We start from the raw sequence: 20,172 nt of genomic DNA, 5'->3' as shown, positions 1-20,172 counted from the left end.
GCTAATCCCTCACCCCGGCCAGGCTGTCACCAATCAGCAAGCGGGCAAAATCCTGCAGTGCCGGCAGCCCCTGGCAACGCAGCATGCCGGCGGCAACCTGATTGGAGCCATGGCCCCACCAGCAACTGGCACCTTCACAGGCCAATTGCGCCAACAACGCAGTGCGCGCCTGCGGGCTGGTGGCGCTGCTGCGCAGCAAGGTGCCGAGGCTGCCGACGGCGGCGCGGGGATTGGCTGGCGGTGCGCCCAAGGCTTGCACGCCTTGCTCGAAACGGTCGACGTCAGCTTCCGGTTCCAGGGTCGAGAGCAGCAAGGCTTCAGCCTGTTCGAACCAACGCTCGTCGCCACCGACCACACTGGCGATATCGGCATCGGCAGGCAGCAAGCTGGCAATGGTCAGCGGGAAGTAGCGGCCGACCCGGTCGATGCTCGGCATCATCACCCCCACCACCGGTTGGCCGCCGAGCAGGTTGGCTGGCACGGCAAAACGCCACAGCGGGCTGACCAGATACGCATCCAGCCAGGCATCGCCCAGCTCGGTCTGGCTGGCGGCCATACCGGCGGCGAGCCAGGCGTCCCAGGCTTCGATAAAACTCGGTGGCAGGTCGCGGCTCAAGAAGTCACCACGCCCGGCCAGCTTGCCGTAAAAACCGGCACTCATTTACAGCCGCTCCGGCAGGCTGAAGCCTGACAGCACACGGCTCTTGAATGGGTTGAAGGCGCTGCTGGCGCGCAGTTCACAGGAAATGCTGGCACCGTCCACATGCAGGCGCAGGGTGAAACGGTCCGGCGCATTGCCGCGTTCCAGGTCCGCTTGCTCCAGCAGGCGGAACCAGGCCCACGGCCCGTCCAGGGTCAGGCCGGAGCGGCCATTCACCGGTGCCGGCGAGATAGTCACGCGTACCACACCGACGCTGTTGGGGCTCGGCCACTGCATGGCCACCGGGCGGCTGGGGCCGTGGTCGTAGGTCAACTGCTGGCCGTCGAGGTCGAGCATGAATTGCTCGATGCTGGCATCCATGGCCACCGGTTTCAGCTCGAAGCGCACCGCCGGCTGGGTGCCGCCAGCCCGGAAGTAGGCATCACGAATCGCCGCCGCGCGCTGGAAGGTGGCCAGCACATTGGGGTTGATGCCCAGCTTCTGCGCCGCGCCCGGCTGCCAGCGCCAGGTGGCTGCCGAGGTGTCGACGTAGGGCTGCAGGTATTTGCGGAAGTAATTGTCCATCACCCCGCCGGTGCCAAAGAACAGACCGAAGTCTTCCAGCGTCACATCGCGGGGGCTGTTGGGGTTGACCGGGTAGCGGTCGGCAATCGATTGGCGGTACACGCTGACCACTTCGCTGACCCAGGCACCGTTCAATTGGTTACGCACGCCGCCCATCATGCTGTTGGTGGTGGAGTTGACCACCGACTTGACCAGCCCCTGGACCATCGGCGGCTGGCGTTCGGCGGTTAGGGATACCCGTGAGGCAGCTGCCGCTACCTGGTTTTTGCTTTCGCCGAGCAAGGCTTCGCCGGTGGCGCCAACCATGCCGCTGACCTGCACATACAGCGCGTTCATATCGCCCAGCAGGGTGTCGATGGGCGGTGGTTCGCTGCCGTTGCTGGCGACCAGGCCGTTAAGTTCGGCAAAACGAGCGGTGATTGGGTCGACGTCAGCCGGCGCGGCACTTTGCGTGGCTTGTTCGTCACCAACCAGGGAACCCAGCTGCTGTTTGAGCTTGTCCACCGTACCGTCGACTTTCTTGCCTTGTTCGGCCAGCAGGCGGTCGGCCTGTTGCAGGTCGGTTTCCTTGGCCACCGCCACCAGCAGTTTCTTGAACGGCGAGTTCGGCCCGGACAGCACCCGTAACACATCGGCGGCTTGCGCCACATTGCTGATCGGCACCACGTCGAGGTCGCTCAGCAGGCCTTCCCATTGGCGCAGGTAGTCTTCGAAGTACAGCTTGCGCACCTCGGAGGCCAGGCCGGTGACGCCCTGGATATCGTCCAGGGTGCGGCCCAGTACCCACTGTTCCTCGGCAATGGTGCCGGCCTGGCTAAGGCTGGCGGTGAGGAACACTTCGCGGTAGCCACGGTAGGTGAAGAAGCCACTCAACGGTTCGCTCAGCGGCTTGCCACTTTTGCGGATAAACACCAGCGGCGCATCGCGGCCGGCGGCTTCACTGACGCGAAAGTCCGGCAAGCCTTGCGGCAGCTTCTGGCGTTTGACCCGGTCGTACACCCGCTGCGCCACCGGCAGGCGTTGCAGTTGCCGGCGCAGGTCTTCCACCAGGTTGTCGTCCAGGCGCGCACTCGGCGGGCGTGGCGCCAACAGCGCATCGAGGTGTTCGAGCAGGGCCTGGCGCTGTTCCGGGGCGAGGTCGCGGGGCAGGGCGCGGTCCCAGTCGAGGGTGATCCAGGCTTTGACGAAGTCGCCATCGTAGTGGTCGGGGTTGCCGAGCATCAGGTAGGCCTTGAGGCCTTCATAGAGGAAGTCCGAACTGCCGCCGCTGCGCAGCTGTTCTTCCATGCGCGTGACCAGGCGCGGGGCGAATACCGCGATCAGCAGCTTGCGGTACACGCTGGAGGATTCCTCGCCGAGCATGTCGCCCTGATACAGGCCATAACCCTCGGCCCAACCCGGTGGATCGCCGGCGAGGTTTTTCACCGCGCTAAGCAGCGGCAACACCGCCAGCACGTCGCGTTGCGCCGGGCTGAGGTTTTCCAGGGCCGCCGGCAATGGCTGCACCCGTTGTTCCACGGCGGCGATATAGGCCTGGTTGGCGCGGTAGCTGGCCAGCCACACGCCGGCCACGGCCAACACCACCAATACGGTGGCGGCCAGTGCGCCACGGGCCAGCCATTTGCGCCGCCGTTCCACTTTCGCATCAGCACCGACCAGGCCGCGTTCCCCAAAGGCCACGGTGCGGAACAACCGCTCGATAAAGTAGCTGCGGCCCGTGCCGTTCTGCCGCGCCAGGTGCTGACGGTCGAGGTTCATCGACTGCGCCATGGAGCCGATCAGGCGATCGATCGGCGTGCCTTCCTGGGTGCCGCTGGTCAGGTACAGGCCGCGCAACAACACGCGTTGCTCGAAGGCGGTGGGTTTGAACACGCCGTCGAGGAAGCTGCCAAGGTTGTCCTTGAGCGCCGACACCTGCTGCGGGAAACCGTAGATCAGGTCGCGCCGCGCCGGGTCGCGTTCCTGTTGCAGGCGCTCCACCAGGCTCTGGTTGAGGCGCTGTTCGAGGCCGGCGAACTCGCTGGCAAACACCGCCAACGGACCTTCGGCGCTCTTGCCGTCGTCCAGGGCAAAGGTCATGCCCCACACCTGGGCGCGGTCTTCCTTGCTCAGGTTGTCGAAGAACTCCATAAAGCCCGGCACCAGGTCGAGCTTGGTGAGCATCACGTAAATCGGGAAACGCACGCCCAGCTGGGTGTACAACTCCTGAATCCGCGCGCGAATGGCGCGGGCATGGGCCAGCCGTTCGGCCTCGGTGCCCAGCAGCAGGTCGGAGAGGCTGATGGCGATAAACGCGCCATCGATAGGCCGGCGTTTGCGCTGGGTTTTCAGCAGGTCGAGAAAGCCCAGCCAGGCCGCTTTGTCGACGGCGGCATGGCTGTCCTGGGTGGTGTAGCGGCCGGCGGTGTCGAGCAGCACGGCTTCGTCGGTAAACCACCAATCGCAGTTACGCGTACCGCCAACGCCACGGATGGCACCGGCACCCAATTCGCCGGCCAGGGGGAAGTTGAGGCCGGAGTTCATCAGCGCGGTGGTCTTGCCGGAACCCGGCGGGCCGATGATCACGTACCACGGCAGCTCGTACAAACTGCGGCGTTCATCACCGCCGAGCTTGGCGCGCTTGAGCAGCGTCAAGGCTTCGTCCATGCGCTGCTTGAGGGTCGCCAGTTCTTCGGCAGAGGCCACGCTGGCGGCGTCCGGCGCGGTCACGGCGGCCAGGCCGCTCATGACCTTGGCGGCGTTACGCCGGGCCTGCAACACCCGCGCTACCCGGTAGGCGATCCAGATCAGAAACAGCAAGCCGATCAGCAGCCAGCGGCTGGTCGCCGAGGCCAGCGGTTCATGCTCGCCGATGCTCAGCAGCGGGCCGACAAACCAGATGATCAGGCTAAGGGCGAGCAGGCCGAGGATCGGCATCACCCAGCGGGCGAAAAAGTTGAAAAACGACTTCACTCGACGCCCTCCGCAAACACAGTGATTTCGACCCGGCGGTTACGCGCGCGGCCTTCGTTGGTGGCATTGGAGGCCACTGGCTCGGTGTCGCTGCGACCTTCGGCTTTAAAGCGCGTCGGTTCACCGGTTTTCGCCGCCAGCAACTCGGCCACTTCCTGGGCACGGGCTTGCGACAGTTTCCAGTTGGAGGGGAAGCGCAGGGTGGCAATCGGCCGGTTGTCGCTGTGGCCAGTCACCAGCACATTGCCTTTGACCTTTTTCACCGCGTCGGCGATGCGCATCAGCAGCGGCTGCAAGTCGGTGTCGACGCTGGCGCTGCCCGAGCCAAACAACTCGTCGCCACGGATGGTCACCACCGAGCGGTCCACCGCATCTTCCACGGCGACCCGCTGGGCTTTGATGTCTTCGGCGAGGAAGCCGGCCAGACGTGGACGCTCGATGATTTTCGGCTGCATCACCGGGCGGTCGATGGCCTGCACCGGGATTTCACCCAGGGCATGGATTTTCTTGAACACCGGTTCGGCGTCGGCGGCCAGTTTCATCCGCAAACCGAATACCAGCAGCAACAACAGCGCCAGGCCGATGGCAATGCCGACCCAGGGCGGCAGGTACTGCGACAGGCGATCACGCACCACGGTCAGGCCGCGCCAGTGGGGTGACAGCTCGCGCTCACGTTCGCCGCGTACCGAACGAATGGTCGCTGCGGTGCGTTCACGCAGGGCGTCAAGCTGGCTGCGGCCGTCGTTCATTACCCGGTAGCGGCCTTCGAAACCGAGGCTGATGCACAGGTACAGCAGTTCCAAAAGATGCAGACGATCACGCGGGTTCTGCAGGCAGTGGTCGAGCAACTGGAAGACCTTTTCGCCACCCCAGGCTTCGTTGTGCAGGGTGATCAGCAAACTCTGTTTGCCCCACTCACTGCTGCTGCCCCATGGCGTACTCAGCACGGCTTCGTCGAGGGCGGTGCACAGCACGTAGCGCGCCAGCATCATCTCGTCCTGAGCGACGCCTGCCTGGCGCACCTGGTCTTCGAATTGACGCAGGTAACCGAGCATCTGCGCGCGCAGGCTGGCCGGTGCCGGGTGGGCAATGGTGTTGCGCAGGCGGGTGAGCAAGGCCAGCAACGGCCCGGCGGCTTGTTCCAAGGGGTTCAAACCTTGGTCGCGATTGGTCGGCAGCGGTGCGGCGGCCATGGGCGCCGGCTGCGGGCTCGGGCCACGGGCGGGCACCGGGTCCGGTGCGCGGCCACCGGGGCGCGGCATGATCATGGTGCGGTCGTCGGCCGGACGCTGGCCGTTGCCGCCGCCACCGTTGTTATTGGTTGAGCCGGTACCGGGAGGAGGGCTGCCAAACGGATCATCGATCGGGTGCATGGCGCTTTATCCTCGAATGGCCCAGAAGGCCAGATTCAGCCCCGGGAACTGCCCGGCGATATGGAAGGCAAAGCCGCCGGAATTGGGTAGCTGCTTCCAGTGCGCGCTGCCGCGGTCCAGCTCGAAATAGGTCGAGCCGGCGTGGTACGGCAGCTGCCGTGGCGCCACCGGCATCGGCAGCAAGCCGATACCCGGCAACTGCAGATTGACCAGGTCGCGGATGTGCTCCACCGAACCGACCTTGGCCTGCTGCGGGAAATGCCCGCGCAGGGTTTCCCCTGGCACATCGGCGCGCACCACCAGAATGAAGGCGGCGTTGTCGATCAGGGTTTTGTCCGCCAGCATCGCCACGTGCACGCCGTAGGATTTCTCCACAATCGGGATCGCCACCGCTTTGCTGTCGATCACTGTCGCCAGCGCCTGGCGCAGGGCGAGGAACACCGGGGCAAAACTGCCGGCCAGGTCATCGTGGCTGTACTGCGGGTACTCGGCCGGGCGCCGTTCGCTGGTGGTGAAGGTCGACAGTTCGCCGGCCAGCGCCACCAGTTCGGTGTACAGGCGCTCGGGGTGCAACGGGTTGAGGCGCGCCAGGTGACTGGCCAGCGCTTCGGCGCGGTTGATCAGTTGCAGCAGCAGGAAGTCGGCGATCTCCGACGCACCGCCAGCGCTGGAGGCGACCACGCGGCCGGCGAGGGCTTCACCGCGTTGATGGAGCAAGCCCACCAGTTCATTACAGAAGCCTGCCAGTGGTGTGCTGGCGGCAATGTTGAGCAGCGGCGGCAGGTATTCGGGGTCGAGTACCAGGCAGCGGTCGGCGCGTTTCTCGCGCACCCGCACCACGCCGATGCTGGCGTACTCGCCGAGGCCATCCTTGTCGGTGAGCAGGCGCAGCGCCTGGCCGCCGATGGCCACGGGGGCGCGGCTTTCGAACGCGGCGTTGTCGTCGCGCACCTCGCGTACCTGGCTCTGGTAGCGCGCACCACCCAGGGCTTCGCCTTCGTCGACGGTGTCGCGGGTGCCGGCACGGCGCAGCGGCAGGGCCAGGTGAATGATCGCGTCGCGGGCATTGTCGTCGACGCTCAGTGGCACCGGCACGTTGTCGTCGGCGGGAATGTTGAACGGCGTGCCGTCGGGCAACAGGCCCTTGGCCGAGACAATCGCGAGCTTGCCCTGGGCCAGCAACGCTTCATCAATGTGCAATTCGGAGAAGCCCCAGCCGCCGGCCAGCAGGGGGCGGCAGCGGCCCTCTAGCAGGGTTTCCAGATAGCGGTCGTGTTGCTGGAAATGTTGTGGGCGCAGGAACATTCCTTCCGACCACACCACGCGGTTATTCCAAGACATGACGGCTCCTGCTACTGGGCTGAACGAGGGGTGACGGCAATGGCATGCTGGCCAACCATCACGTCGTAACTACGGGTTTGCTGCGGCTGTACGGCGATCACCTGGCGCCACTGGGCGGTATCCAGGTCGCGGTAGGCCACGACAATGGCGAACTGTTTGGTCTGCTCATCCAGGGTGCGCTCAACCAGCAATTGCTCGCTGGGGCGCAGCAGCAATTGGTCCTGAATGACCAGGTCGGCACCCAGGGCGCTTTCGGGTTTATCGATCAGGGTAAAAAAGTCAGCGCGGGAGAAGTTCGCCGCGTTCTTCAGCTCGTACACGCGAATGCGCACCGGTGCCGGATCGCCAGCCGGGGAGGGGTTCAGTTCGCTGGAGCCGAGGAAGTGTAGTTGCAATACGGTGGGCGGCGGCGGGGGTGGCGGGTCCGACGCGCAAGCGCTGAGCAGTGACGCGAGCATCACGCCCTGCAGCAGTGAAAAAATCCTTGGCATTCTCTGGGTCCTTGAAAAAATTGCCTGACTTGCGCCGCCCGCTGAAGGGCCACGCTTCCGTGTTTTAAAAGAGATTAGCTGGCTGGTCAGCGGCGGCGCAGACGGGCGCTGTGCTCCTCATAGGCACGACTGAATTCACGGCCAAACAGGTCCTGAAAATCGTCTTCGGCTTCGCGTTGAATACTGGCGTAGAGGGCGCTGAAGCTCTCCCACAATTGCGCGTGGCGAGCGCCCGGCAGCAAGGCGGAAAAGCCGCTGGGTTTGTCGAAACGGTTTTCCAGCGCGCTCGGCTCGAAGCGTTGCAGCAGGTGGTGAATCGCCGCCTGTACGCCGGCCATCACGGCCATCTGGTGCGCCTTGATGTCATCGAAGCCGTCTTCGATGGCCTGGTCGGGTGCCAGGAACGCCTGGTTGCCATGACGCAGCAACAACAGCAGCGCTTCATCGACATTGGGGGCAAATTTCAGCGGGTTGTTCTGCACCGGCTGAATGGTGGTCTGCTGCATGCGGAACTCGCCCTTGAGGCTGCTGCGCGCACGCAATACCTCGATCATGCCTTCGACCATCTGCCGGTAGCTGCGGCCGATGGCTTCCATCTGCGCTTCGGCCTGGGCCGGGTCGACACGCAACTGCGCCACCCCGGCACCACGCAGAAACGCCTGGAGCAGATCGCCGCTGGCAGACTGTGCGGGTAGGAGCTGAATCGGAGCCTGTGGCGGTCGCGGGGGTGGTTGCGGCGGTGCAACAGGCGCGCTGACTTCGACGGTGACTACCACGGCAGGTGGCTCGCTACTTGGCGTGACAATGCCGGCCCACGGATCATCGACCGCGGGTGCTGGTTGTTGCACGGGCGGCAGCGCTGTCGGCTGTGCATTGACGGGCACGGCTGGCGGCTCGGCAAACGGATCGGGCACTGCCGACTGGGCGGGTGCGCTGAGGTCGGCGAAGGGGTCCCAGTCGGCAGGAATCATCGAGCCGCCACTGCCCGGGGTTGCCGGTGGCAATGGAATGATCGGTGTTTGTTGCTGAGGTTGTGGCGTAGGCGGGCGGAAGTCGTGACGCTCAGCCGGCACATGGTCGGGAATCGGTGCTGAGCCTGGCGCCGGAGCGGCGAGAAAATCGAACAGATCGGGCTTGGTATCCAGCGGCGAGTTGCCTTGGAAATGTGCCGCTGCCGCGTGGCTGGTCGGCGGCGCGTAGGCCTGTGGCATGGGGGTGGCGGCCGGGGCCACGGTGCCGACCTGGCGGCTCAATAACGCATCGAAACTGGTGGACGGGTCGCTGGCGATTCCCGAGGCAGCCGTGCTGCTGGTAAAGCCGGCGAGGGCATCGAGTTGTACCAGGATGTCGTACTCGCCGAGGCGGATCAGTTCACCGTCCTGCAGGCGTTCGCTGGAACCGCGGCGCAGGCGCAAACCGGCGTTTACCAGCAGCACGCCATTGGTGCTGTTGTCGGTCAGGTAGTAGGCCCCGTCCTTGAACTGGATGGTGCAGTGCAGGCTGGAAACCAGGCGTTCGGGATCGGGCAGCACCCAATCGTTTTCGGGGCCACGGCCGATGGTCAGCACACCCTGGTCCAGCTGGCGCTCGGTGGCTTGGCCAGGGGTCAGTTTGTGGTAGCTGGTGATGGTCAAACGCAGTGGCATTGCTACTCCTTGCAGACGCCTTGCGGCGTTACCCTTCGGCGGTGCAGCAGCTGCAACCGCCATCGCCGAGTCCTACTCGACGTAATTTTTCTTGCGCGAATACTACAGCGTGGACGCTGGAGAGTTCCGTCTTTCATCGGAAAATCGAGGATAAAAAGGACGCGCTTCACAGATTATTCTTCTAGGCTAGCTTCTGCTCAGCGTCAGCCGAACGGTGCCTTGACAACGCTCGGACCTGCTCTAAGAATGCCCGTCGCCCCGCCATGCGCTGTTGTTTCTGCGCCATGGTTTGGCCACCACGCAAGCCGAAGGAATCGGTTTGCGTAGGCACCCAATCAGATCGAAGGCTGCCCCGTCAGTCAGATATGGAGATCGCTCGAGTGTTGGATGTACCTGCTCTGCTGGCCCCGATTAGCGCCGACTCTACCTGCGGCGATGACCTTGAATACGATGCAGCTTTTCTTGAGCTGGAGCGCATTGCGCAAGGTCAGCCGGAACGTCAGATGGGTGACGCCGTTTTACCGGCGGAACCACCCGAGTGGCCCCGCGTTCAACAGCACGCCATCGAACTTTTTTCCCGTAGCAAAGACCTGCGCATTGCCAGCATTCTGCTGCGCAGTTCGTTGGCCATTTCCGGGCTTGCCGGCTTCGCTCAAAGCCTGTTGCTGATCAGCGAATTGCTCAACCAGTACTGGGCTGATCTGCACCCGCGCCTGGACCCCGACGACAACGACCCCACCTCGCGCATCAACGCACTGACCGGCCTGAATGCCGACGAAAATATTCGTCTATTGTGGGAGAGCCTGCTGGTGCGTTCGCGCACTGTTGGCCCCGTCACCTTGCGTGCTGCAGTGAGTGCTTACGGCTTGCAGCGTTTCGCCAGCGAGACACTCAGCCAGGAACAGGTAGCCGGTGCCCTGCGCGACGGCGATGCCGACGCCGTGCTCGCCACCCGCGATGCCGTGGCCCAGGCGCTGACCGCCATGGGCGCGATTGAAAGCCAGGTCAGCGAGCAGGTCGGCTCCGATCAGGGCGTTGATCTGGGCCCGCTGAAACAGCTGTTGCGCCAAGCCTCGCAAACCCTCGGCAGCAGCGCTCAGGCAGGCGAGGGCGGAGCCAGCGAAGAGACCAGCCAGAGCAGCGCTGACGGCGAGCCGGGCAGCACGCTAAGCGCAGCGGCGGTACCGCGCGTCAGCGCTGAGATCGCTAACCGTGACGACGTCTTGCGTCTGCTTGATCGCCTGCTTGACTACTACGCTCGGCACGAACCCTCGAGCCCGGTGCCGGTGCTGCTCAGCCGCGCCAAAACCCTGGTCACCGCCGACTTCGCCGCCATTGTGCGCAACCTGATTCCCGATGGCATGTCGCAGTTCGAAGCACTGCGCGGTCCCGATTCCGAATGACTCTGCGGGCCTCGCCCGCAAGCCGCAATCCAATCATCGGTTGCACGCCTTAGCCGCTGATTTCACTGTTCAATCGCCCCACGGCGACGGAGGAGCAACATGGTCACCAGTAGCCAGAAATTCATCGCCCGCAACCGCGCGCCCCGTGTGCAGATCGAGTACGACGTGGAGCTCTACGGTGCGGAGAAAAAAATCCAGCTGCCCTTCGTCATGGGCGTCATGGCTGACCTCGCCGGCAAACCTGCCGAGCCGTTGGCAGCGGTTGCCGACCGCAAGTTTCTGGAAATCGACGTCGACAACTTCGACTCGCGCCTGAAAGCCATGAAGCCACGGGTGGCCTTCAACGTGCCCAACGCGCTGACCGGCGAAGGCAACCTGAGCCTGGACGTGACCTTCGAAAGCATGGAGGACTTCAGCCCGGCCAACATCGCGCGCAAGGTTGACTCGTTGAGCAAGCTGCTTGATGCCCGCACCCAACTGGCCAACCTGCTGACCTACATGGACGGCAAGACCGGCGCCGAAGACATGATCATGAAAGCAATCCAGGACCCGGCTCTGTTGCAAGCGCTGGCCAGCGCACCGAAGCCCAACGACGAGCCGAAAGCTTAAGAGGACGATCAGCATGGCTGAATTGAGCACCGACACCCAGGCGTTGCCCCAGGCAACGACCGAGCAGACCAGTGAGTTCGCCAACCTCCTGCTGCAAGAATTCAAACCCAAGACCGAGCGTGCTCGCGAGGCGGTGGAAACCGCTGTGCGCACCCTGGCCGAACATGCGCTGGCACAGACCAACTTGATCTCCAACGACGCCATCAAGTCGATTGAATCGATCATTGCCGCCATCGACGCCAAGCTCACCGAGCAGGTCAACCTGATCATGCACCACCAGGATTTCCAACAACTGGAAAGCGCCTGGCGTGGCCTGCATTACCTGGTCAACAACACCGAGACCGATGAGCAGCTGAAGATTCGCGTGCTCAACATCTCCAAGCCGGAACTGCACAAGACCCTGAAGAAATTCAAGGGTACGACCTGGGACCAGAGCCCGATCTTCAAGAAGATGTACGAAGAGGAATACGGTCAGTTCGGCGGCGAGCCGTACGGCTGCCTGGTGGGCGACTACTACTTCGACCAGTCGCCACCGGATGTCGAACTGCTCGGCGAAATGGCCAAGATTTCTGCGGCCATGCACGCCCCGTTCATTGCCGCGGCATCGCCGACCGTAATGGGCATGGGCTCGTGGCAGGAACTGTCGAACCCGCGCGACCTGACCAAGATCTTCACCACCCCGGAATACGCCGGCTGGCGCTCGCTGCGTGAATCCGACGACTCGCGTTACATCGGCCTGACCATGCCGCGCTTCCTGGCGCGCCTGCCGTACGGTGCCAAGACCGACCCGGTTGAAGCCTTCGCCTTCGAAGAAGAAACCACCGGTGCCGACAGCAGCAAATACACCTGGGCCAACTCGGCCTACGCCATGGCGGTGAACATCAACCGCTCGTTCAAACTGTACGGCTGGTGCTCGCGGATTCGCGGCATCGAATCGGGCGGTGAAGTGGAGGGCCTGCCGGCCCACACCTTCCCCACCGACGACGGTGGCGTGGACATGAAGTGCCCAACCGAAATCGCCATTTCCGACCGCCGTGAGGCCGAGTTGGCGAAGAACGGTTTTATGCCGCTGCTGCACAAGAAGAACACCGACTTCGCTGCCTTTATCGGCGCCCAGTCGCTGCAGAAGCCAGCCGAATACGACGACCCGGACGCCACCGCCAACGCCAACCTGGCCGCGCGCCTGCCGTACCTGTTCGCCACCTGCCGCTTTGCTCACTACCTGAAGTGCATCGTGCGCGACAAGATCGGCTCGTTCAAAGAGAAGGACGACATGCAGCGCTGGCTGCAGGACTGGATTCTCAACTACGTCGACGGTGACCCGGCGCACTCCACCGAAACCACCAAGGCTCAGCACCCGCTGGCCGCCGCCGAAGTGGTGGTGGAAGAAGTCGAGGGCAACCCGGGCTACTACAACTCGAAGTTTTTCCTGCGCCCGCACTATCAGCTTGAAGGGCTGACCGTGTCGCTGCGTCTGGTTTCGAAGTTGCCGTCGGCCAAGAGCGCCTAAAACGCGCTCACCGCCGTACGGGCAAACACTCAAATAGCGGCCTGCCATGGTGGCGGGCCCGACCCAATGAAGTGGCCACGGCCACACAGGAGGAATCATGGCTGTTGATATGTTCATCAAGATCGGTGACATCAAGGGCGAATCCAAGGACAAGGCGCACGCCGACGAAGTTGACGTGCTGGCCTGGAGCTGGGGTATGTCGCAGAACGGCAACATGCACCTGGGCACTGGCGGCGGCGCCGGCAAGGTCAACGTGCAGGACCTGACGTTGACCAAGTACCTGGATAAGGCGACGCCGAACCTGATGATGGCCTGCTCCTCGGGCAAGCATTACCCCGAAGCCAAGCTCACCGTGCGCAAGGCCGGTGGTGACAGCCAGGTGGAATACCTGGTGATCACCATGAAAGAAGTGCTGATCTCCTCGGTGACCACCGGTGGCAGCGGCGGCGAAGACCGTCTGACCGAAACCATCGGTCTGAACTTCGCCCAGGTGCAAGTGGATTACCAAGGCCAGAAAGAAGACGGCTCGAAAGAGGGCGGTCCGATCAAGTACGGCTGGAACATCCGTCAGAACGTCAAGATCTGATAAGTCGCCCTCCCACAGGGGAACACCACCCCTGTGGGAGGGGCTTTAGCCGCGACGCTTTTGATCTTCAAGCCAGATCAAAGGCTTCGCGGCTAAAGCCCCTCCCACAAAAGCAAAAAGCACGAACGCTTCCATTCAATTCCAGGGAATTTTGGTTATGACTGCCGATGAACTGCTGCGTGCCGGTCGCCTCGATGATGCACTCAAGGCCCTGCAAGACCAGGTTCGCGGCGCTCCCGCCAACGCCACCCTGCGGATTTTTCTTTTTCAATTGCTGGCCGTGCTTGGCCAGTGGAGCCGGGCGCAAAACCAGCTGAAAGTGGTCGGCGAACTGGATGCTGCAGCCTTGCCAATGGTGCAGACCTACCGCACCGCGCTGGAGTGTGAAGCCCTGCGTGCCGAGGTGTTTGCCGGGCGGCTGACGCCGGTGATTCTCGGTGAGCCTGCCGAGTGGATTGCGCCGCTGATCCAGGCCCTGAAGCTCGACGCCGACGGCCATACACAAGCCGCCCAGCAGTTGCGCGAACAAGCCTTCGAAGCCGCCCCGGCCACTGCCGGCCAGGTGAATGGCAGCCCGTTCGCCTGGTTCGCCGATGCCGACCCACGTTTGGGCCCGGTGCTGGAAGTGATCGTCAACGGTCGTTATGCCTGGCTGCCAATGAGCAACCTCAGCAGCCTGACGGTGGAAGCGCCGAGCGATCTGCGTGACCTTGTGTGGCTGCCGGCCGAGCTGACCCTGATCAACGGCGGCACCCTGGTGGCCTTGCTGCCCAGCCGGTACCCCGACACCCTGGCAGCCGGCGATGACGCCGCACGTCTGGCGCGCAAAACCGAATTCCTCGACAGCGGCGTGCCGCTGGGCCAACGCCTGTTTGCCAGCGACGAAGGCGACACCGCGCTGTTCGACCTGCGCACGCTGCACTTCGACGCGGCCGCCGAGCGCGCCTGACCATGGCCAGCCCGCCGCTGCAGGAGCGCCTGCAACCCTCGCTGCTGGATCGCCTGGAAGACAACGACCGTGGCAACCCCAACGAGAGCGCCGATAAGCGCGTGCTGTCGATGAGCCAACTGAAAGCCTCGGTGCTGCGCGACCTGACCTGGTTGTTCAACACCACCTCGCTGCTCGACGTGGAAACCGCTGCGGCGATACCCGCCGGCAGCTCGGTGATCAACTACGGCTTGCCGGCCCTGGCCGGACGCAGCCTGTCGAATATCGACGTGCATGCCATCGAAAGCCTGATTGCACAAACCATTGCCACCTTCGAACCGCGCATTCTGCGTTCCACCTTGCAGGTGAAAGCGCGGCTGCTGGAGGAGGGCATGGACCACAACGCCCTGGCCTTCGAAATCGAAGGCGACCTGTGGGCACTGCCGGTGCCATTGCGCCTGCTGCTGACCACCAACCTCGACCTGGAAACCGGCCACGTGCGCATCGTGCCCAATGAGCAGCGGAGACGGCCATGAACCCGCGCATGCTCGAGTACTACAACCTGGAACTGGCGCATATCCGCGAAAGCGCTGCCGAGTTCGCCAGCGAATTTCCCAAGATCGCCAGCCGCCTGACGTTGTCCGGTGTCGACTGCGCCGACCCCTATGTCGAGCGTTTGCTCGAAGGCTTTGCCTACCTGACGGCGCGGGTGCACCTGAAGCTGGACGCCGAATACCCGACCTTCACCCACAACCTGCTGGAAATCGCCTACCCGCATTACCTGGCACCGACGCCGTCGATGACGGTGGTGCAGCTGCGCGCCGACCCCAATGAAGGTTCGCTGAGCAGCGGCTTCACCATCGAGCGTAATGCGCCGTTGCGTGGCGTGCTCGGCCGCGAAGAACAGACCGCCTGCGAATACCGCACCGCCCATGCCGTCACCCTGTGGCCGCTGGAAGTGGCCAGCGCCGAGTACTTCGGCAACCCGGCAGCGGTGCTTGGGCGCCTGGCCGCCAGCGAGCCGAAGGCCAAGGCCGGCCTGCGCATTCGCCTGCGCAGCGGCGCTGGTCTGCCGCTCAACAGCCTGAGCCTGGAAAGCCTGCCGCTGTACCTGCACGGTGCCGACGAGCAGCCGTTCCGCCTGTATGAACAACTGCTCGGCAACGCCTGTGCGGTGTTTGCCCAGGCTCCGGGTGGCGACTGGGTCGAACGCCTGCCGCCCGGTGCCCTGCGTTCGCGCGGTTTCGATGACGAAGACGCGCTGCTGCCAGTGGTGCCACGGGCCTTCCAGGGCTACCGCCTGCTGCAGGAATACTTCGCCCTGCCAAACCGCTTCCTGTTCGTCGAATTCGCCGAACTGAAGCGCTCTGTCCAGCGCTGCGCCGGCAATGAGCTGGACCTGATCATTCTGTTCAACAAGCACGACGCCACGCTGGAGGGCACCGTCAGCGCCGAGCAGTTCGTGCCGTTCTGCACCCCGGCGATCAACTTGTTCCCCCGGCGTGCCGACCGCATCCACTTGAGCGAGCGGGTGAACGAGCACCAGGTGATCGCCGACCGCACCCGGCCGATGGATTTCGAAATCCATTCGCTGACCGGCGTCACTGGCCATGGCACCGGTCCCGAGCAGCCGTTCCAGCCGTTTTATGCGGTGCGTGATCCGTCGCGTTATGGCCGCGAGCAGGCCTATTACATCGTTCGCCGCGAACCGCGTCGGCTGTCCAGCACCCAGCGGCGCAGCGGTCCGCGCTCCACCTATGTGGGCAGTGAAACCTTTGTCTCGCTGGTGGATGCCAACCAGGCACCGTACCGCCACGACCTGCGCCAACTGGGTATCAGTGCGCTGTGCACCAACCGCGACCTGGCGTTGTTTATTCCGGTGGGCACCAGCAAAAGCGATTTCAGCCTCGAAGACAGCGCGCCAGTGCTCGACGTGCGCTGCCTGGCCGGCCCCAGCCGCCCACGCGCCAGTCGCGCCCATGACGCCAGCGCCTGGCGCCTGATCAGCCAACTGTCGCTGAACTACCTGTCGTTGTCCGAACAGGGGCAGGGTGCCGCCGCCTTGCGCGAGCTGCTGCGCCTGTATGGCGACCCGACTGATTCGGCGTTGCAGTTGCAGATCGAAGGCTTGCGCGAGGTCAGCGCCAAACCCTGCACCCGGCGCTTGCCGATGCCGGGGCCGATTGTGTTTGGCCGTGGCCTGGAGATCAGCCTGGAGTTCGACGAAAACGCCTTCCGTGGTACCGGCGTGTTCCTGCTGGGCGCGGTGTTCGAGCGTTTCCTCACCCGCTATGTGTCGGTGAACAGCTTTACCGAAACCGTGCTGCGCACCACCGAGCGCGGCGAGATCATGCGTTGGCAGGCGAAGCCCGGATGCCGACCGAACCTCTGAACACGCTCGCCGCGATGGCGGCCGCACCCTGGGAGCATGATTTCTTCCAGGCGTTGCGCCGTATCGAGGCCGAGGCGCAAGACAAGCCACGGCTCGGCCATTCGCTGCGCCTGGCCGACGACCCGCTGCGCCTGGGGCAAACCCCGGACTGCGGTTTTGCGCCCTCGACCCTGTCGGTGGTGGAGCCGGCCAGCGATGGCGTGCCGCCACGGGTCGAGCAGTTCTTTTTCGGCCTCACCGGGCCCAACGGGCCGCTGCCACTGCACCTCACCGAATACGCCCGGGAGCGCCAGCGCAACGAGAACGACCCCGGCTTCAAACGCTTTATGGATATTTTCCACCACCGCCTGCTGACCCTGTTCTACCGGGCGTGGGCGGAGGCGCGGCCATCGGTCAGCCATGACCGGCCGGACGATGATTACTGGTCGGCACGCCTGGCGGCGTTGTCCGGACGCGGCATGGACAGCCTGCTGGGCCAGGGGCCGATTCCCGATCAGGCGCGCTACTACTACACCGGGCATCTGTCGGCACTGAGTCGCTATCCGGACGGCCTCAAGGTGATTCTCGGCGAGTACTTCGAGCTGCCGGTGGCCATTGAAGAGTACGTCGGCCAGTGGCTGGAACTGCCTGAGCGCAGTCGCCTCGGCGCGCAGGCCAGCACCCTCGGCCAGGACCTGTGCCTGGGCACCCATGTGTGGGATCGCCAGCATAAATTCCGCCTGCGCTTAGGGCCGATGCCGCTGGCCAAATACCAACGGCTGTTGCCCGGTGGCGAACTGTTTCGCCAACTGGCGGCCTGGGTTGGCGAGTACCTGGGCCAGGAGCTGGACTGGGACGTCAACCTGGTGCTCAGCCACGACGAAATACCCCCTCTGAACCTGGCCGGCGGTGCGCGGCTGGGTTTCAACGCCTGGCTGGGTCACCCCGGCGGGGATGCCAAGGATTTACTGCTGGCTAGCCAGTACGCCGGAGACCGGCTGCTGCAACGCCCGAACAAGGAGATGGAACATGAGTGAGATCAGCCGGGTTGCACTGTTCGGCAAGCTGAACAGCCTTGCCTACAAAGCCATTGAGGCGGCCACCGTTTTCTGCAAGTTACGCGGTAACCCCTACGTGGAAATGGCCCACTGGCTGCACCAGATTCTGCAGCTGCAGGACTCTGACCTGCATCAGCTGGTGCGCCAGTTCAACCTCGATCCGGCGCGCCTGGCCCGTGACCTGACCGAGGCCCTCGACCGCCTGCCGCGTGGCTCGACCTCGATCACCGACCTGTCGTCCAATGTCGAAGAAGCGGTGGAGCGCGCCTGGGTGTACGGCAGCCTGATGTTCGGCGAAAGCCAGGTGCGCACCGGCTACATCATCGTCGGCGTGCTGAAGACGCCGAGCCTGCGCCATGGCTTGCTGGCGCTGTCGGCCGAGTTCGACAAGATCAAGATCGAAGCACTCACCGAACGGTTTGCCGAGTACGTCGGCAACTCGCCGGAAAACGCCCTCGGCGCCAGTGACGGCTTCAATGCCGGCGCGGCACCCGGCGAAGCCAGCGGTGCCATCGCCCCCGGTGCCATGGGCAAGCAGGAAGCGCTGAAAAAATTCACCGTCGACCTCACCGAACAGGCTCGCAGCGGCAAACTCGACCCCATCGTCGGCCGTGACGACGAGATTCGCCAACTGATCGACGTGCTGATGCGTCGCCGGCAGAACAACCCGATTCTTACCGGTGAAGCCGGCGTGGGTAAAACCGCGGTGGTCGAAGGCTTCGCCTTGCGTATCGTCGCCGGCGACGTGCCGCCGGCCTTGAAGGATGTCGAGCTGCGCGCCCTTGACGTTGGCCTGCTGCAGGCCGGTGCGAGCATGAAAGGCGAGTTCGAGCAGCGCCTGCGCTCGGTGATCGAAGACGTACAAAGCTCGGCCAAGCCGATTATTCTGTTTATCGACGAAGCCCACACCCTGGTCGGTGCCGGTGGCGCCGCCGGTACGGGTGACGCCGCCAACCTGCTGAAACCGGCCCTGGCCCGTGGCACCTTGCGCACCGTGGCCGCTACCACCTGGGCCGAGTACAAAAAACACATCGAAAAAGACCCGGCCCTGACCCGCCGTTTCCAAGTGGTGCAGGTGGAAGAGCCGTCCGAGCACAAAGCCATTCTGATGATGCGCGGCGTGGCCTCGACCATGGAAAAACACCACCAGGTGCAGATTCTCGACGAAGCCCTGGAAGCCTCGGTGAAGCTCTCGCACCGCTATATCCCGGCGCGTCAGCTGCCGGACAAATCGGTCAGCCTGCTGGACACCGCCTGCGCCCGTACCGCCATCAGCCTGCACGCCGTGCCGGCGGAAGTGGACGACAGCCGCCGGCGCATCGAAGCGTTGGAAACCGAGCTGGCGATCATTGGCCGCGAGCAGGCGATTGGCGTGGTGATCGGCGAGCGCCTGAACAACGTACAGGCGCTGCTCGGCGAAGAACGCGAGCGCCTGAGCGGTCTGGAAAGCCGCTGGGCCGATGAAAAAGCCCTGGTGGATGAACTGCTCGAAATCCGTGCCCAACTGCGCGCCGCTGCCGAAGCGGTGGACGCCACCAGCAGCGAGCCGGCACCGGCCGAACCGAATGCCGAGTTGCACAGCCGCCTGCAGGATGTGCAAAGCCGTCTGGCAACGCTGCAAGGTGAATCGCCACTGATTCTGCCGATTGTCGACTACCAGGCCGTGGCCTCGGTGGTGGCCGATTGGACCGGTATTCCGGTGGGGCGCATGGCGCGCAACGAACTGGAAACCGTGCTCAACCTGGCCCAGTACCTGAAAAAACGCATCATCGGCCAGGACCATGCCCTGGAGATGATCGCCAAACGTATTCAGACCTCGCGCGCCGGCCTCGACAACCCGAGCAAGCCGATTGGCGTATTCATGCTCGCCGGCACCTCCGGCGTGGGTAAAACCGAAACCGCCCTGGCGCTGGCCGAAGCTATGTATGGCGGTGAGCAGAACGTCATCACCATCAACATGAGCGAGTTCCAGGAAGCCCACACGGTGTCCACCCTCAAGGGCGCGCCACCGGGCTATATCGGTTACGGCGAAGGCGGTGTGCTGACCGAAGCGGTGCGGCGCAAACCCTACAGCGTGGTGTTGCTCGACGAGGTGGAAAAAGCCCACCCCGACGTGCACGAGATTTTCTTCCAGGTGTTCGACAAGGGTGTGATGGAAGACGGCGAGGGCCGGGTGATCGACTTCAAGAACACCCTGATTCTGCTCACCACCAACGCCGGCACCGAGCTGATTTCCAGCCTGTGCAACGACCCGGAACTGATGCCCGAGCCCGACGCCATCGCCAAGGCGCTGCGCGAGCCGCTGCTGAAGATTTTCCCGCCGGCCTTGCTCGGCCGCCTGGTGACCATTCCCTACTACCCGCTCAGCGACGACATGATCAAGGCTATCGCCCGCCTGCAGCTGGAGCGGGTGAAGAAGCGCGTGGAAGCCACCCACAAGGTGCCGTTCGACTACGACGACGGCGTGATCGCGCTGATTGCCGAGCGCTGCACCGAAACCGAAAGCGGCGGGCGGATGATCGACACCATTCTGACCAACACCTTGCTGCCGGACATGAGCCGTGAGTTCCTCACCCGCCTGCTCGAAGGCAAACCGTTGCAAGCGGTGCGCATCAGCCGTGAGGGCAGCGACTTTAAATACGACTTCGGCGCGGCGGTTTAACCCGTTGGCCGGCGAGA

At 64.0% G+C, this 20,172-nt stretch carries 15 protein-coding genes; 9 read left to right on the top strand and 6 right to left on the bottom strand.

The window, feature by feature from the left end:
- Nucleotide 1: 1 nt before the first annotated feature.
- The 6 genes from tagF to tagH form a co-directional block, all read right to left on the bottom strand.
- Nucleotides 2-661 carry a type VI secretion system-associated protein TagF gene (gene tagF / locus ACVW0Y_RS20010; protein ID WP_457440798.1) on the bottom strand — a complete coding sequence of 220 codons (660 nt, stop codon included), beginning with the start codon at nucleotides 659-661 and terminating at the stop codon, nucleotides 2-4.
- A complete protein-coding gene (tssM, locus tag ACVW0Y_RS20005; protein WP_457440796.1) occupies nucleotides 662-4,177 on the bottom strand; it encodes a type VI secretion system membrane subunit TssM in 3,516 nt (1,171 codons plus the stop codon).
- A complete protein-coding gene (locus ACVW0Y_RS20000; RefSeq protein WP_457440794.1) occupies nucleotides 4,174-5,550 on the bottom strand; it encodes a DotU family type VI secretion system protein in 1,377 nt (458 codons plus the stop codon). Before ACVW0Y_RS20000 ends, tssM begins: the two co-directional genes overlap by 4 nt.
- Before the next feature lie 6 nt (nucleotides 5,551-5,556).
- Nucleotides 5,557-6,891 (bottom strand): type VI secretion system baseplate subunit TssK, encoded by a 1,335-nt coding sequence (gene tssK / locus ACVW0Y_RS19995; protein WP_457440792.1) that lies wholly within the window; start codon nucleotides 6,889-6,891, stop codon nucleotides 5,557-5,559.
- 11 nt (nucleotides 6,892-6,902) lie between these two features.
- Complete coding sequence (tssJ, locus tag ACVW0Y_RS19990; protein ID WP_457440790.1) at nucleotides 6,903-7,382, bottom strand: type VI secretion system lipoprotein TssJ; 480 nt, start codon at nucleotides 7,380-7,382, stop codon at nucleotides 6,903-6,905.
- Nucleotides 7,383-7,468: 86 nt separating this feature from the next.
- Nucleotides 7,469-9,028, bottom strand: coding sequence for a type VI secretion system-associated FHA domain protein TagH (tagH, locus tag ACVW0Y_RS19985; protein ID WP_457440788.1), 1,560 nt, complete (start codon nucleotides 9,026-9,028; stop codon nucleotides 7,469-7,471).
- Nucleotides 9,029-9,408: 380 nt separating this feature from the next.
- On the opposite strand from tagH, the gene tssA reads away from it, so the two are divergent.
- The 9 genes from tssA (at nucleotide 9,409) to tssH (ending at nucleotide 20,155) form a co-directional block, all read left to right on the top strand.
- Nucleotides 9,409-10,431 (top strand): type VI secretion system protein TssA, encoded by a 1,023-nt coding sequence (gene tssA, locus ACVW0Y_RS19980; RefSeq protein ID WP_457440786.1) that lies wholly within the window; start codon nucleotides 9,409-9,411, stop codon nucleotides 10,429-10,431.
- A gap of 99 nt (nucleotides 10,432-10,530) precedes the next feature.
- Entirely contained in the window at nucleotides 10,531-11,040 is a 510-nt protein-coding gene (tssB, locus tag ACVW0Y_RS19975) for a type VI secretion system contractile sheath small subunit (protein ID WP_108094141.1), read from the top strand.
- Nucleotides 11,041-11,053: 13 nt separating this feature from the next.
- The gene (gene tssC, locus ACVW0Y_RS19970) at nucleotides 11,054-12,550 is read left to right on the top strand and encodes a type VI secretion system contractile sheath large subunit (RefSeq protein ID WP_457440784.1); all 1,497 of its coding nucleotides are present in this window, start codon (nucleotides 11,054-11,056) and stop codon (nucleotides 12,548-12,550) included.
- A gap of 97 nt (nucleotides 12,551-12,647) precedes the next feature.
- Nucleotides 12,648-13,136: an Hcp family type VI secretion system effector gene (locus tag ACVW0Y_RS19965; RefSeq protein WP_108094145.1), complete on the top strand. Its 489-nt coding sequence runs from the start codon at nucleotides 12,648-12,650 to the stop codon at nucleotides 13,134-13,136.
- Nucleotides 13,137-13,293: 157 nt separating this feature from the next.
- Entirely contained in the window at nucleotides 13,294-14,085 is a 792-nt protein-coding gene (locus ACVW0Y_RS19960) for a type VI secretion system accessory protein TagJ (protein WP_457440781.1), read from the top strand.
- A 2-nt stretch (nucleotides 14,086-14,087) separates the two neighbouring features.
- On the top strand, nucleotides 14,088-14,600 hold the full coding sequence (tssE, locus tag ACVW0Y_RS19955) for a type VI secretion system baseplate subunit TssE (RefSeq protein WP_457440779.1): 513 nt from the start codon (nucleotides 14,088-14,090) through the stop codon (nucleotides 14,598-14,600).
- Nucleotides 14,597-16,456, top strand: a complete 1,860-nt coding sequence (tssF, locus tag ACVW0Y_RS19950; protein WP_457440777.1) for a type VI secretion system baseplate subunit TssF — start codon at nucleotides 14,597-14,599, stop codon at nucleotides 16,454-16,456. The genes tssE and tssF overlap by 4 nt, the downstream gene beginning before the upstream one ends.
- The gene (gene tssG, locus ACVW0Y_RS19945) at nucleotides 16,420-17,472 is read left to right on the top strand and encodes a type VI secretion system baseplate subunit TssG (protein ID WP_457440775.1); all 1,053 of its coding nucleotides are present in this window, start codon (nucleotides 16,420-16,422) and stop codon (nucleotides 17,470-17,472) included. The genes tssF and tssG overlap by 37 nt, the downstream gene beginning before the upstream one ends.
- On the top strand, nucleotides 17,465-20,155 hold the full coding sequence (gene tssH, locus ACVW0Y_RS19940) for a type VI secretion system ATPase TssH (RefSeq protein ID WP_457440773.1): 2,691 nt from the start codon (nucleotides 17,465-17,467) through the stop codon (nucleotides 20,153-20,155). The genes tssG and tssH overlap by 8 nt, the downstream gene beginning before the upstream one ends.
- Nucleotides 20,156-20,172: the final 17 nt, after the last annotated feature.

It is taken from the genome of Pseudomonas sp. TE3786 (assembly GCF_054057335.1).
Note: the sequence above shows the minus strand (reverse complement) of the source record. Positions and strands in the feature narration are given on the sequence as shown.

What these genes read in the sequence shown, in the direction of transcription:
- ACVW0Y_RS19960 (WP_457440781.1), top strand. Translation starts at nt 13,294, where the DNA reads ATGACTGCCGATGAACTGCTGCGTGCCGGTCGCCTCGATGATGCACTC.
- tssJ (WP_457440790.1), bottom strand. Translation starts at nt 7,382, where the DNA reads ATGCCAAGGATTTTTTCACTGCTGCAGGGCGTGATGCTCGCGTCACTG.
- ACVW0Y_RS20000 (WP_457440794.1), bottom strand. Translation starts at nt 5,550, where the DNA reads ATGCACCCGATCGATGATCCGTTTGGCAGCCCTCCTCCCGGTACCGGC.
- ACVW0Y_RS19965 (WP_108094145.1), top strand. Translation starts at nt 12,648, where the DNA reads ATGGCTGTTGATATGTTCATCAAGATCGGTGACATCAAGGGCGAATCC.
- tagH (WP_457440788.1), bottom strand. Translation starts at nt 9,028, where the DNA reads ATGCCACTGCGTTTGACCATCACCAGCTACCACAAACTGACCCCTGGC.
- tagF (WP_457440798.1), bottom strand. Translation starts at nt 661, where the DNA reads ATGAGTGCCGGTTTTTACGGCAAGCTGGCCGGGCGTGGTGACTTCTTG.
- tssE (WP_457440779.1), top strand. Translation starts at nt 14,088, where the DNA reads ATGGCCAGCCCGCCGCTGCAGGAGCGCCTGCAACCCTCGCTGCTGGAT.
- tssC (WP_457440784.1), top strand. Translation starts at nt 11,054, where the DNA reads ATGGCTGAATTGAGCACCGACACCCAGGCGTTGCCCCAGGCAACGACC.
- tssF (WP_457440777.1), top strand. Translation starts at nt 14,597, where the DNA reads ATGAACCCGCGCATGCTCGAGTACTACAACCTGGAACTGGCGCATATC.
- tssB (WP_108094141.1), top strand. Translation starts at nt 10,531, where the DNA reads ATGGTCACCAGTAGCCAGAAATTCATCGCCCGCAACCGCGCGCCCCGT.
- tssH (WP_457440773.1), top strand. Translation starts at nt 17,465, where the DNA reads ATGAGTGAGATCAGCCGGGTTGCACTGTTCGGCAAGCTGAACAGCCTT.
- tssK (WP_457440792.1), bottom strand. Translation starts at nt 6,891, where the DNA reads ATGTCTTGGAATAACCGCGTGGTGTGGTCGGAAGGAATGTTCCTGCGC.